General features: G+C 59.0%; 14 protein-coding genes. 5 read left to right on the forward strand and 9 right to left on the reverse strand.

Going from position 1 to position 12,449, the window contains the following annotated elements; genetic code table 11:
- Positions 1–6: 6 nt before the first annotated feature.
- Both WBB85_RS06885 and hrcA read right to left on the reverse strand, forming a co-directional pair.
- Positions 7–555 carry a nucleotide exchange factor GrpE gene (locus WBB85_RS06885; RefSeq protein WP_432637880.1) on the reverse strand — a complete coding sequence of 183 codons (549 nt, stop codon included), beginning with the start codon at positions 553–555 and terminating at the stop codon, positions 7–9.
- A gap of 3 nt (positions 556–558) precedes the next feature.
- Positions 559–1,626, reverse strand: coding sequence for a heat-inducible transcriptional repressor HrcA (gene hrcA, locus WBB85_RS06890; protein ID WP_432637881.1), 1,068 nt, complete (start codon positions 1,624–1,626; stop codon positions 559–561).
- Positions 1,627–1,742: 116 nt separating this feature from the next.
- Between hrcA and rph the strand changes: the two genes are divergently transcribed.
- From rph to WBB85_RS06915, 5 genes are read left to right on the forward strand one after another with little or no spacing between them, the layout of a single operon-like run.
- Positions 1,743–2,453, forward strand: a complete 711-nt coding sequence (gene rph / locus WBB85_RS06895; RefSeq protein WP_432637882.1) for a ribonuclease PH — start codon at positions 1,743–1,745, stop codon at positions 2,451–2,453.
- A complete protein-coding gene (gene rdgB / locus WBB85_RS06900; protein ID WP_432637883.1) occupies positions 2,453–3,070 on the forward strand; it encodes an RdgB/HAM1 family non-canonical purine NTP pyrophosphatase in 618 nt (205 codons plus the stop codon). Before rph ends, rdgB begins: the two co-directional genes overlap by 1 nt.
- The gene (locus tag WBB85_RS06905) at positions 3,067–3,441 is read left to right on the forward strand and encodes a RidA family protein (RefSeq protein WP_432637884.1); all 375 of its coding nucleotides are present in this window, start codon (positions 3,067–3,069) and stop codon (positions 3,439–3,441) included. Before rdgB ends, WBB85_RS06905 begins: the two co-directional genes overlap by 4 nt.
- A 3-nt stretch (positions 3,442–3,444) precedes the next feature.
- A complete protein-coding gene (hemW, locus tag WBB85_RS06910; RefSeq protein WP_432637885.1) occupies positions 3,445–4,599 on the forward strand; it encodes a radical SAM family heme chaperone HemW in 1,155 nt (384 codons plus the stop codon).
- Entirely contained in the window at positions 4,596–4,952 is a 357-nt protein-coding gene (locus tag WBB85_RS06915; RefSeq protein ID WP_432637886.1) for a YbaN family protein, read from the forward strand. Before hemW ends, WBB85_RS06915 begins: the two co-directional genes overlap by 4 nt.
- A 9-nt stretch (positions 4,953–4,961) precedes the next feature.
- Here the strand turns inward: WBB85_RS06915 and WBB85_RS06920 are convergent, their stop codons facing one another.
- From WBB85_RS06920 to WBB85_RS06950, 7 genes are all read right to left on the reverse strand, one after another.
- The gene (locus WBB85_RS06920; RefSeq protein ID WP_432637887.1) at positions 4,962–5,852 is read right to left on the reverse strand and encodes a ParB/RepB/Spo0J family partition protein; all 891 of its coding nucleotides are present in this window, start codon (positions 5,850–5,852) and stop codon (positions 4,962–4,964) included.
- A 12-nt stretch (positions 5,853–5,864) separates the two neighbouring features.
- Positions 5,865–6,671, reverse strand: coding sequence for a ParA family protein (locus WBB85_RS06925; protein WP_432637888.1), 807 nt, complete (start codon positions 6,669–6,671; stop codon positions 5,865–5,867).
- On the reverse strand, positions 6,664–7,284 hold the full coding sequence (gene rsmG / locus WBB85_RS06930; RefSeq protein WP_432637935.1) for a 16S rRNA (guanine(527)-N(7))-methyltransferase RsmG: 621 nt from the start codon (positions 7,282–7,284) through the stop codon (positions 6,664–6,666). Before rsmG ends, WBB85_RS06925 begins: the two co-directional genes overlap by 8 nt.
- Complete coding sequence (gene mnmG, locus WBB85_RS06935; protein WP_432637889.1) at positions 7,284–9,149, reverse strand: tRNA uridine-5-carboxymethylaminomethyl(34) synthesis enzyme MnmG; 1,866 nt, start codon at positions 9,147–9,149, stop codon at positions 7,284–7,286. Before mnmG ends, rsmG begins: the two co-directional genes overlap by 1 nt.
- 12 nt (positions 9,150–9,161) lie before the next feature.
- Complete coding sequence (gene mnmE, locus WBB85_RS06940; protein ID WP_432637890.1) at positions 9,162–10,454, reverse strand: tRNA uridine-5-carboxymethylaminomethyl(34) synthesis GTPase MnmE; 1,293 nt, start codon at positions 10,452–10,454, stop codon at positions 9,162–9,164.
- A gap of 30 nt (positions 10,455–10,484) precedes the next feature.
- Positions 10,485–11,756: a transcription termination factor Rho gene (gene rho / locus WBB85_RS06945; protein ID WP_432637891.1), complete on the reverse strand. Its 1,272-nt coding sequence runs from the start codon at positions 11,754–11,756 to the stop codon at positions 10,485–10,487.
- A 125-nt stretch (positions 11,757–11,881) separates the two neighbouring features.
- Positions 11,882–12,331 (reverse strand): CopD family protein, encoded by a 450-nt coding sequence (locus tag WBB85_RS06950; protein ID WP_432637892.1) that lies wholly within the window; start codon positions 12,329–12,331, stop codon positions 11,882–11,884.
- Between the last annotated feature and the right edge of the window lie 118 nt (positions 12,332–12,449).

Below are 12,449 nucleotides of genomic sequence, written 5' to 3' on the forward strand. Positions count from 1 at the left end.
GGAAATTCACGACTTCGGCGTCGAAGAAACACCCACCTGAGCAGGGCGCAGAAGGCGATCGTGCAGCATGAATCCTTCGGTCATCACCTGAATGATATCGCCCGCCTGGGTGCCCGGAACGGGTGCTTCGAACATCGCCTGATGCAGCAGCGGGTCGAAACGGTCGCCGACCTCGGGCACGACGGGTTCCACCCCATGCTTGCCCAGAACCGAGATGAGTTCCTTCATCGTCAGCTCAATGCCTTCGATCAGGCCCTTGGCGACTTCGCGCGTTTCGTCACCGGCCGCGTCCAAGGCACGCTTGAGGTTGTCGAAAACCGGCAGCAAATCACGGGCAAGTTTCGATCCGCCATATTGCTCGGCCTCGCGCCGGTCGCGTTCGCCGCGTTTGCGGATATTTTCGGCGTCGGCCAGCGCCCGCATGAACCGGTCGCGCATATCGTCGCGTTCGGCGCGCAACGCTTCCATCTCATCGACCATCACTTCGGCCTCAAGCCCTTCATCACCCATCAGCGCCTGATCCTCGGCAATCTCGTCTTTCTTCATCTCACTCATGGTCTATCCCTTTCGCTCGCCGGACAGGAGCCGCCCGACAAGCTGCGCCGTGTAGTCGACAATCGGAACGATGCGCCCGTAATTGAGCCGCGTCGGACCGATCACGCCCACGGCGCCGATGATCTTACGGTCAGCGTTCATATAGGGAGACACCACCAGAGAGGAACCCGAAAGTGAGAATAACTTGTTCTCAGAACCGATAAAAATGCGCACACCGTCGCCGGTATCTGTCAGTTCAAGGAATTCGGCGATGTCTCGCTTGCGCTCGAGGTCGTCAAAGAGGGTGCGAATACGCTCCAGATCCGCCTCATCGGCCTGATCGATCAGGTTTGCACGGCCGCGAACGATCAGCCGTTCATGGGATTCGCCGGGATTTTCCCAGACAGCAAGACCGCTTTCGACCAAGGCGCGGGCGGCGGTGTCGAGTTCCTGCCTGCGACGGGAAATCTCGCTTGTCATATGGGCGCGAAGTTCCGACAGGGTTCGGCCCTCAGCCAGAGCGTTCAGGAAATTCGCCGCTTCGCGCATTGAAGACGGGGTTTGACCGGGCGGCGGCGCGAAAACGCGGTTTTCGACATGACCGTCGGCGAAGACCAGCACCACCAGCGCCCGGTCGTGGCCAAGGCTGACGAATTCAATATGGCGGATCGGCGCTTCGTGTTTCGGGGTCAGAACCAGGCTTGCGCCATGGGTGATGCCCGAAAGCGCCTGCCCGACCCGGTCCAGCAGAGAGGCGACACCAGGTTCGTTACCGCCTGTCGTCGCATCGATCGCCTCGCGATCTTGCAGCGACAGGGTCGAGACCTCCATCAGCCCGTCAACGAACATGCGCAAGCCAAGCTGGGTCGGGATGCGGCCCGCTGACGTATGCGGACTGTCCAAGAGGCCGAGAAATTCGAGATCCTGCATCACATTACGGATTGTCGCGGCCGAGACCTTTTCGCTCATCGTCCGCGTCAGGGTACGCGATCCGACCGGATCGCCGCTGTCCAGATATCCCTCGACCACGCGGCGAAACACTTCGCGCGAGCGGTCGTTCATCTCGGACAGGATTTTCGCTTTGTCGTCCATCACATCATATATAGGCCAGCCGACAGTTAATGAGCCAGAGCCGCTGCCGTCAATCGGGCTTGCATCGCTGGGTGCCGCGCCTGTAACTGACGCCAACAGCGACGAAAGGACATGCGATGCGACCTTCAGGACGGAAACTCGATGATATGCGCAGCGTCTCCATCGAGACGGGCGTGACGAAACATGCCGAAGGGTCGTGCCTGATAAAATGCGGCGACACGCATGTTCTGTGCACTGCAACGATCGAGGATAAGGCGCCGTCCTTCCTAAAGGGCACCGGGCTCGGTTGGGTCACGGCGGAATACGGAATGCTGCCGAGGGCCACGAATACGCGCAACCGGCGCGAGGCGGCGGCAGGCAAACAATCCGGGCGGACACAGGAAATTCAACGGCTTATCGGGCGCTCGCTGCGCGCCGGTGTTGACCGGGTGGCCTTGGGCGAACGCCAGATTGTCGTTGATTGCGATGTGATCCAGGCAGATGGCGGTACCCGCTGTGCGTCGATCACTGGCGGCTGGGTTGCCTTGCGGCTTGCGATGAACAAGCTGATCAAGGCCGGCGCTGTCACCAGCGACCCGGTTGTCGATCACGTCGCCGCGGTATCTTGTGGCATCTATGCCGGCCAGCCGGTGCTGGACCTTGATTATGCCGAGGACAGCGAGGCCGGAACGGACGGTAATTTCATCCTGACCGGGCGCGGGCGGCTGATCGAGGTGCAGATGTCGGCCGAGGGCGCGACCTTTTCCCGCGATGAAATGTCAAAACTGCTCGATCACGCCGAAGCGGGCATCGCAGCCTTGGTCGAGGCGCAAAAGGCAGCAATCTGATGCGCAAATTCTCGGGCAAACAGCTATTGGTGGCGACCCACAACAAGGGCAAGCTGGAGGAAATCGCGGCCCTGCTGACACCCTTTGGCATCGCCTACGTCAGTGCGGGAGAAATGGGTTTGCCGGAGCCTGAGGAAACCGAAACGACCTTTATCGGCAATGCAAGGATCAAGGCCCATGCGGCGACAAGCGCCACCGGCCTGCCCGCTTTGGCCGATGACAGCGGCATAGAGGTCGATGGTCTGAACGGTGCGCCCGGCGTTTACACCGCCGACTGGGCGGAAACCCCGAATGGGCGCGATTTCGTCAAGGCGATGACCCGGACCTGGGATGAACTTGAGGCCGTGAACGCCCCCCACCCGCGCAACGCGCGTTTTCGGGCGACCATGGTTCTGGCCTGGCCCGACGGGCATGATGAGGTGTTCGAGGGCAAAGTCGAGGGTCAGCTGGTCTGGCCGATGCGTGGCGCTCAGGGACATGGCTATGATCCGATGTTCCAACCAGATGGGTATCATATTACCTTTGCCGAAATGGACCCGGCTGAGAAAAACCGGATCAGCCACCGGGCGGACGCGTTCGGCAAACTGGTCGCCTGCTTTGAGGGGATTAAAGCATGAAACGCATTTCCACTGGCTCTCCGTTCGAAAAAACAATGGGTTACAGTCGGGCTGTTGTAAAAGGCGGTTGGTGCTTTGTCTCGGGCGTTACCGGCTATGACTATGCGACGATGACCATGCCCGACGGTATCGCTGATCAGGCACGAAATTGTTTTACCACGATCCGGGGCGTTCTGGCTGAAGCCGGTTTCACGATGGAGGATGTCGTACGGGTTCAGTACACGGTGACCGATACCGGGCTGGTCGACGCTCTGATCCCTGCCCTCGGAGAAGCGTTCGGTGAGATCCGCCCCGCCGCGACGATGGTGATCGCGGGACTGATCAAACCAGAGATGCTGGTAGAGATTGAAGTCACGGCCTTTAAGGGCTGAGTGGTGGAAGACTGGCGGCAAGGTGGGTTCGGACTATATCTGCACTGGCCCTTCTGTGCCTCCAAATGCCCCTATTGCGATTTCAACTCTCATGTCGCGGCCGAGATTGATCAGGACCGCTGGGCGCGTGCCTATCTGAGCGAGATAGAAAGGGTCAGCGCCGAAACCTCGGGTCGGGTGTTGAACACGGTCTTTTTCGGCGGTGGCACTCCGTCGCTTATGAACCCGACGCTTGTCGCGGCGATCCTCGACAAGATCCGGACGAGTTGGCCCACAGCCAATGATATGGAGATCACGCTGGAGGCCAATCCCGGTTCGGTCGAGGCAACGCGGTTCCGCGCCTACGCAGACGCCGGGGTCAATCGGGTGTCGATGGGGATACAAGCGCTGAACGATGCCGATCTGAAGCGCCTGGGGCGGCTGCATTCTGTGGCCGAGGCCCGGGCGGCTTTCGATGTGGCACGGAATGCCTTTGCCCGGGTCAGCTTCGATCTGATTTACGCACGGCAGGATCAGGATCTGGCGGGCTGGCGGCGGGAATTGAAGGAAGCGGCCGCGATGGCCGTTGATCATATCTCGCTCTATCAGCTGACCATCGAAGATGGCACCGCTTTCGGCGCACGCCATGCCGCGGGCGGGTTACGAGGCCTGCCGGACGACGATCTGTCTGCCGATATGTATCTGGAAACACAGGATATTCTTTCTGATCTCGGCATGCCTGCCTATGAGGTGTCGAACCATGCACGGGAGGGCTGTGAAAGCCGTCACAACATGATCTACTGGCGCTATGGTGATTATGCCGGGATCGGTCCGGGCGCGCATGGGCGGTTGACCTTGGGCGGGCAGAGATGGGCAACGGAAACACCACTCTCCCCTGCCCGCTGGCTGGATCAGGTTGAGCAGTCCGGTCACGGGGAAGTGCCGAGGCAGGTGGTGCCGCTGGCCGATCAGGCCGGTGAATACCTGATGATGTCACTGCGACTGGCCGAGGGTACGGATACCGCCAGGTTCGCGGCACTTGCAGGACAAAAGATTGACGCTGCCACCCTTGTCAGACTGGCTGATCTTGGGATGATCGAACAGTCGGGGCATCGCATCCGGGCCACACCAGCGGGCCGCGCCGTTCTGAATTCTGTAATCAGAGAGCTTCTGCCATGATCCGGTCGTTCTGGCTGATCGGGGGCGGGCTTGCCCTGGCGTTCGGTGCGATAGGAATATTCCTGCCGCTGCTGCCGACGGTTCCCTTCCTCCTGCTCGCCGCGTTCTGTTTCGCGCGCGGGTCGGAACGACTTCACGATTGGCTGTTGTCACATCCGGTATTCGGACCGCCCATTGAAAACTGGCGCGACCGTGGGGCAATCGGGCGGAGGGCGAAATGGGCGGCGACGATTTCGATTCTGGCGGCCTTTATGTTGGCGGCTCTGTTCGGCGCGCCCCTGCCCGCCCTGATCATTCAGGTTATCGTTCTGGGCTGCGTCAGCATTTTCATCTGGACCCGTCCGGATGGCTAAACTTGGGCACTAGCGAGTCGTGCTCAGTACCTGACAAAGCTCATCAAGTTCATCCAGGGTTTTGTAGGTAATGACAAGGTGACCGCCATCATGGCCCTTGTGGTCTATGACAACCTTCATCTTCAAATGGGCTGACAGGTCCTGCTCCAGCACGCGGGTATCAGCGTCCTTTTCCGGACGGGTCGTGCGAGGCGCGGGTTTTTTCGCGGGGGCTTTTGTCAGCCGCTCGGTTTCGCGAACCGACAACCCCTTGGCGATGACTTGCCGCGCCAGTTCCACCGGGTTTTCGGTTGTCACCAGAGCCCGGGCGTGACCCGCAGTCAGCTTACCTTCACGCAGCCAGCTTTGCACCTCGGCGGGCAGAGTCAAAAGACGCAATAGGTTGGCGATATGGCTGCGGCTTTTCGACAGGCCCTCGGCGATCTTTTCCTGCGTATGGCCAAAACGATCCATCAACTGACGGTAACCCAGCGCCTCTTCGATAGCATTGAGATCAGCGCGCTGGATGTTTTCGATGATCGCGACTTCAAGAACCTCTGTATCGCTGAATTCGCGGATCAGGACGGGGACGTCGTGAAGCTGTGCCATCTGCGCTGCACGCCAGCGGCGTTCGCCCGCGACAATCTCATAACTATTTGATTTTCTTGGGTTAATTCTGACAATCAGTGGCTGGATAATACCCTTGGCCTTGATCGAGGCGGCCAATTCCTCCAGCGCTTCCGGGGCAAAATCGCGGCGCGGCTGGTCCGGGTTCGGTTCCAGCTTTTCAACCGGCACACGCGTATCTGCGCGGCGCGTAGCTGCATCGCCGCGCTCTTCCGCCTGATCCAGATGAACATCTGCCATCAAGGCCGACAGGCCGCGCCCAAGACCCCGACGTTCCGATTTCTTGTCAGCCATTTCTGCCCCCTGTCAGGTCTTTTTTCCGTGTTGCTCAAGCATTTCCAGCGCCAATGCCCGGTACGCCATGCTGCCCTTGGACATCGTATCATAGGTCAGAACCGGAACCGCGTAGGACGGCGCTTCGCTCAAACGGACATTGCGCGGCACAACCGTCTTATAGACCAGATCGCCCAGATTGGCCCTGGCATCCGCCTCAACCTGAGTCGAAAGGTTGTTGCGACTGTCATACATGGTCAGCAGAACGCCTTCGATCCGCAGATCGCGGTTCGCCGATTGCCGGACCTGACGTATTGTCAGCATCAACTGCGACAACCCTTCCAGCGCATAGAATTCCGCCTGAAGCGGCACCAGAACGGAATGCGCGGCCACCATAGCGTTGACGGTCAGAAGGCTGAGGGATGGCGGGCAGTCGATCAGTATGTAGTCGAAGTCAAAGAAATCAACCGCCGGCTGCCGCAATGCGTCATGCAGAAGAAAGCTGCGCTTTTCGTTGGCGACAAGCTCAATATCCGCTGACGAAAGGTCGGTCGTCGCTGGGCAGATCCACAGCCCTTCGACCTTGGTCGCCCGGATCACGTCCATAAGTTCTGCCTCTTCCAGAAGCAGGTCGTAGGTTGTCAGTTCGCGGCTGGCCGGTTCAACCCCAAGCCCCGTCGATGCATTGCCCTGAGGGTCAAGATCGACGAGCAGAACGCTCATGCCATCCTCTGCAAGGGCGGCCGCCAGGTTGATGGTGGTGGTGGTTTTACCCACGCCCCCCTTCTGGTTGGCGACGGCGATGATTCTTGGCCCCGGCGGACGGGTCGGATCAGACACGCGAGATACCTCCGATGGTCAGAACAGTAGCGCCGGGTTCCGTCACGCTATCGTTGTTCTGATAGGAAAATCGCCATGATTCAAGTGCTTGACTAACTTCTTCGCGCCATGCCGTGCCCTTCGGGAATATGGCCATTCCCTCTGGTGCAAGATGGCGCTCGGCGAAGCCCAACAGCCGGTCCAGCGGGGCCAGTGCCCGCGCGGTCAGGACATCGGCGTGAAGCGGGGCAACTGCTTCAATTCGTTCGGAAAGTACCGTGACATCTATACCGGTTTCGCGGGCGACGGTTGACAGAAATGTCGCTTTCCTCTGATCACTTTCCACAAGGGTAACTTTGGTCGCCGGACGCTCATCAGCCCCAACGATCGCAACAACGAGGCCGGGAAAACCACCGCCGCTGCCCAAATCCGCCCAAATCCGCGCCGTATCCGGAGCCAGATCGAAAACCTGCACCGAATCGCGAAAATGGCGGTCCCAAAGCGAATCGAGCGTCGATCGCGCCACGAGGTTGATGGCAGGATTCCATTTTCGCAACAGGCCTTCATAAAGCGCCAGTCTTTCGGATGTTTCACGTGAAACACTCCGCCCACCCAATAGCGACATGGCGTCCATCATCCCGTGTCGCGAAACCGCGCGGCACGACGAAGCGCGGCCAGAATGAGTGTCAGCGCCGCCGGCGTCATTCCATCCACCCGCCCCGCGTGTGCGAGAGTTTCGGGCCGGGCGCGCATCAGCTTGTCACGCAGTTCGTTCGAAAGCCCGGATAGTTCGGAATAGTCGAATTCCCAAGGAATTTCATGGGCTTCATCACGCTTCATCGCAGCTACATCCGCCTGTTGCCGCTCGATATAGGTGGCATAGGTCGCGTCACGCTTAAGCTGTTCCTTGATGTCAGAAGACAGACCCACCAGATCTGGCTGCGCCAGTTCAAGCTGCTCAAACCCCACATCCGCAAAGCTCAGAAGGGTGAAGCCGGACCGCCTTTGTCCGTCCTGACCGACCGTAATGCCATGCTTTGCCGCCTCTCGCGGTGTGAGGGTCAGCTGATCAAGCGCTTCGCGACCAGCGATCAGAGCGTCCATCTTCTGCGAAAAGGCTGCCCGGCGTTGTTCGCCAGCACAGCCGATCTCCATCGCGAGAGGCGTCAGGCGTTGATCGGCATTGTCCGCCCGCAGGGAAAGCCGAAACTCTGCCCGCGATGTGAACATGCGATAGGGCTCGGTAACGCCGCGCGTAACGAGATCGTCGATCATGACGCCAATATAGCTTTGGGACCGGGCAAAGGTCACGACCTCTTGCCCCGTTACCGCCCTGGCCGCATTCAGCCCTGCCACCAGACCTTGCGCCGCGGCTTCCTCATATCCTGTGGTGCCGTTGATCTGGCCCGCAAGATATAGACCGCTTACCCCCTTTACTTCTAAAGTCTGGGACAGTGCGCGGGGGTCGACATAGTCGTATTCGATCGCGTAGCCCGGTTGCACGATCCGGACATTCTCCAGCCCGGCGATGGACCTGACATAGGCATCCTGTACGTCCTCTGGCAGAGAGGTGGAGATGCCGTTCGGATAGACCGTAGTGTCATCCAGTCCTTCCGGCTCCAGAAATACCTGATGGGATGTCTTGTCAGAAAACCGGACGATCTTGTCTTCGATCGATGGACAGTAGCGGGGGCCGACACCTTCGATATAACCACCATACATCGCCGAACGGCTCAGATTATCCCGAATAATTTCATGTGTTTGCTCATTCGTATGGGTGATGCCGCAACTGATCTGCCGCGCGAACGGACGGGTGTTGAGAAAGGAAAACAGGGTCGGGTCATCATCACCCGCCTGCGCATCCAGCGCGTCCCAATTGATCGTACGACCGTCAAGCCGTGGCGGTGTTCCGGTTTTCAGCCGCCCGAGTGGCAAACCAAGATCATCAATTCGTTCTGCAAGCCTGACCGAAGGCCTGTCGCCCATACGACCGCCCGGGCGACTTACATCGCCGATGTGAATCACACCTCTCAGAAATGTCCCCGAGGTCAGAACCACCGCAGGTGCCGAAACCTCGTGGCTCGCATCAAGGACCACACCGGTGATTCGATTTCCATCGATGCGCAGATCGGTGACCTCGCCTTCAATGATCGTCAGGTTCTGCTGTCGTTCGGTTTCCGCCAGCATGGTTTCACGATAGATTTTCCGATCTGCTTGTGCTCGTGGGCCTTGTACCGCCGGGCCCTTGCGTCTGTTCAGAAGCCGAAACTGGATACCGGCCTGATCCGCAACGCGGCCCATGACGCCGTCCATTGCATCAATTTCGCGAACAAGGTGCCCCTTGCCAAGCCCACCAATCGCTGGATTGCAGGACATCACACCAATCGTATCCCGACGCAGCGTTACCAGCGCGGTGTTCGCGCCAAGACGGGCCGCGGCATGCGCAGCCTCCGTCCCGGCATGCCCGCCGCCGACGACAATAACATCAAAATGTTTCACGTGAAACACTCCTTACTTACCGATACAGAAACTCGCGAAAATCTCATCGAGAAGATGTTCAACATCAACCCGACCAACGAGAGAATCCAGTGCCCGGATACCACGCCGCAGTTCTTCGGCCGCAAGCTCATACCGATCCGGCCCCTGCTCTACCTCATTCCTCGCTGATTCCATAGCGCTGATCGCAGCCCGGATGGCGGCCTTGTGCCGGTCCCGCGTAATCACCCCTGCACGCGTCGCCCTGCGCGACAACCGGTCCTCGACGGCGGAGATCAAATCCCTCAGCCCCTCACCTGTCTTGCCTGATACCGACAGTATCCGCCCGCTATGATCAGAACCAAGATCCGCCTTTCCCCGCACCACGATGTCGTCCGGATCAGGTTCCAGCATCGGGATGTCATCGCCATCCAGCAGGAAGATCCGCAGATCCGCATCACGCGCCCGCGTCACCGCACGATCCACGCCGATACTCTCGACGCTATCCTGCGTTTCGCGCAGCCCCGCCGTATCCAGAAGCGTTACGGCCAGGCCTGCGATATCCATCCGGACCTCGATCACATCGCGCGTGGTTCCCGCCACTTCGGATGTAATCGCTGCGTCCCGCCCCGCAAGCGCGTTCAGAAGCGTCGACTTTCCAGCGTTAGGCCGACCGACTATTGCAACCTCAAACCCGTCGCGAATGCGTTCAGCAACGCCGAAACCATCGAGCTGAAGCACAAGATCTTGTGTGGATTTATCAATTAACCCCAACACCTCGGGCGTTACATCAACCGGCACATCCTCATCAGCAAAATCGATCACCGCTTCAATCAAGGCCGCCGCACGGATCAGATTGCGGCGCCAAAGCTCAGCACTTTCCCCCACCGCGCCAGAGAGAACCCGCAAAGCCTGTTTGCGCTGCGCTTCGGTTTCCGCCTCGATCAGGTCGGCAAGACCTTCGACCTGCGCTAGGTCCAGCCGTCCGTTTTCCAACGCACGCCGGGTGAATTCACCGGGCTCTGCCGGTCGCAACCCCGCCTGAACTGACAAAGCGCCGAGGACAGCGCTTACCGTCGCCGTGGCACCATGGACATGAAGCTCAGCCGATTCCTCTCCGGTAAAGCTCGCGCCAGCCGTGAAGACAAGAACGATCGCCTCGTCCAGCACGTCACCCTTGCAGGTCAATCGCCGCAATCCTGCCCGGCGCGGTTCCGGCAGATCACCCGCCAGATCGCGGACCGAGGCCCAGGCGCGCGGCCCCGAAATCCGGATGACAGAAACGCCAGCCTTACCCCGCGCAGACGCCAGGGCATAGATCGTGTCCATAGCGGTAGCCTATTGTTTCAGAACAATATGTCAGGCGTTCATAGAATCGAAGAACTCCGAGTTGCTCTTCGTCTGTTTGAGCTTGGAGATCAGGAATTCGATCGCATCCGTCGTGCCCATCGGGTTCAGGATACGGCGCAGGACATAGGTCTTCTGCAGGTCGTTCTTGTCGACCAGCAGGTCTTCCTTCCGGGTGCCGGACTTTAGGATATCCATCGCCGGATAAACCCGCTTGTCCGCAACCTTGCGATCCAGCACGATCTCCGAGTTACCCGTGCCCTTGAATTCTTCAAAGATCACTTCGTCCATGCGGCTGCCCGTATCGATCAGCGCCGTAGCGATAATGGTCAGCGACCCGCCCTCTTCAATATTCCGCGCGGCACCGAAGAACCTCTTTGGCCGCTGAAGCGCATTGGCGTCAACACCACCGGTCAGGACCTTGCCCGATGACGGCACGACCGTATTGAAGGCCCGGCCCAGGCGGGTGATCGAATCGAGCAGGATCACCACGTCGCGCTTATGCTCCACCAGTCGCTTGGCCTTTTCGATGACCATATCACTGACGGCAACGTGACGGGTCGCCGGTTCATCGAAGGTTGAGGAGATGACCTCACCCTTCACGCTTCGCTGCATGTCGGTCACTTCTTCCGGCCGTTCATCGATCAGCAGAACGATCAGATAGCATTCCGGATGGTTCTTCTCGATCGAATGGGCAATGTTCTGCAACAGCACCGTCTTACCCGTACGCGGCGGCGCCACGATCAGGCCCCGTTGCCCTTTCCCGATCGGTGCGACAAGGTCGATGATCCGGGCCGAGCGGTCCTTGATCGTCGGATCCTCGACTTCCATTTTCAGCCGTTCATCCGGGTAAAGCGGCGTCAGGTTGTCAAAAGCAACCTTGTGACGTGCCTTTTCCGGATCTTCGAAATTGATCTGCCGTACTTTGGTCAGGGCGAAGTAACGCTCACTCTCACCCGGCGCCCGGATCACACCTTCGATCGTATCGCCTGTCCTCAGCGAAAATTGCCGGATCATATCCGGGCTGACATAGATATCGTCGGGACCCGGCAGATAGTTTGCCTCGGGCGAGCGCAGAAACCCGAACCCGTCCTGAAGCACTTCCAACACACCGTCACCGCCGACTTCCCAGCCTTCCTCGGCATGCTCCTTCAGGATCGAGAACATCATCTCGCCCTTGCGCATGGTCGAAGCGTTCTCAATCTCCAGCTCTTCAGCCATCGAAAGCAGGTCTGCGGGGCTTTTTGCCTTCAGGTCGGCAAGGTTCAGGCGTTCAAGGGTCATAGGAAAACCGATCAATTGGGCGCGGCCTGTCAGGCGGCGCGTAAGATCATCATGGGAAATTCCCCAATCCGGACGGCGGGGTTTGTTTGCACATAGCCCCGCGAACGTCTTGAGTCAATCTTTGCTCAGAATTTCAGAATGACCGAGAAAACGATGACCACCATCAAAACCGTCGGTACTTCGTTCATAAGCCGATAGGTGCGCCCGGTCCGGGTGTTGGTTCCGGCGAGAAAGTCCTTACGCCGGTGCCCCAGCCAGTGGTGAAACCACGTCATTCCCACAACTGCCGCTGCCTTCGTCCAGGGCCAGATCTCGGACCAGACGACAATCCCCGGCGTGAAGACGAGCGCCAACCCAAAGACCCAGACGCCGATCATCGCCGGGTTCATGATCACCCGCAGAAGTTTGCGCTCCATCTCATGAAACAGGCGATCTGTTTCACTGCCTGCTTCAACCTTCTCGACGTGATAGACGAAAAGGCGGGGTAGATAAAAAATGCCGGCCATCCAGGCAATCACGGATATGATGTGCAGTGCCTTGGTCCATGGGTATATCGTCGCCAGAAAATCCGTCATCATTCCTCACCTGTCGTCATGGTCCTTTCTAAATAAAGTAAAGATAAAGAAAAGAGATGTGGTTGATGTAAGCCCTGTGGATGATGGGGATTACAGTGTTTCCGGGCAACTTTCCCAC

This window comes from Albidovulum sp., from assembly GCF_049646345.1.
Lineage (GTDB): Bacteria > Pseudomonadota > Alphaproteobacteria > Rhodobacterales > Rhodobacteraceae > Albidovulum.

What these genes read in the sequence shown, in the direction of transcription:
- WBB85_RS06885 (WP_432637880.1), bottom strand. Translation starts at nt 555, where the DNA reads ATGAGTGAGATGAAGAAAGACGAGATTGCCGAGGATCAGGCGCTGATG.
- hrcA (WP_432637881.1), bottom strand. Translation starts at nt 1,626, where the DNA reads ATGGACGACAAAGCGAAAATCCTGTCCGAGATGAACGACCGCTCGCGC.
- rph (WP_432637882.1), top strand. Translation starts at nt 1,743, where the DNA reads ATGCGACCTTCAGGACGGAAACTCGATGATATGCGCAGCGTCTCCATC.
- rdgB (WP_432637883.1), top strand. Translation starts at nt 2,453, where the DNA reads ATGCGCAAATTCTCGGGCAAACAGCTATTGGTGGCGACCCACAACAAG.
- WBB85_RS06905 (WP_432637884.1), top strand. Translation starts at nt 3,067, where the DNA reads ATGAAACGCATTTCCACTGGCTCTCCGTTCGAAAAAACAATGGGTTAC.
- WBB85_RS06915 (WP_432637886.1), top strand. Translation starts at nt 4,596, where the DNA reads ATGATCCGGTCGTTCTGGCTGATCGGGGGCGGGCTTGCCCTGGCGTTC.
- WBB85_RS06920 (WP_432637887.1), bottom strand. Translation starts at nt 5,852, where the DNA reads ATGGCTGACAAGAAATCGGAACGTCGGGGTCTTGGGCGCGGCCTGTCG.
- rsmG (WP_432637935.1), bottom strand. Translation starts at nt 7,284, where the DNA reads ATGGACGCCATGTCGCTATTGGGTGGGCGGAGTGTTTCACGTGAAACA.
- mnmE (WP_432637890.1), bottom strand. Translation starts at nt 10,454, where the DNA reads ATGGACACGATCTATGCCCTGGCGTCTGCGCGGGGTAAGGCTGGCGTT.
- rho (WP_432637891.1), bottom strand. Translation starts at nt 11,756, where the DNA reads ATGACCCTTGAACGCCTGAACCTTGCCGACCTGAAGGCAAAAAGCCCC.
- WBB85_RS06950 (WP_432637892.1), bottom strand. Translation starts at nt 12,331, where the DNA reads ATGACGGATTTTCTGGCGACGATATACCCATGGACCAAGGCACTGCAC.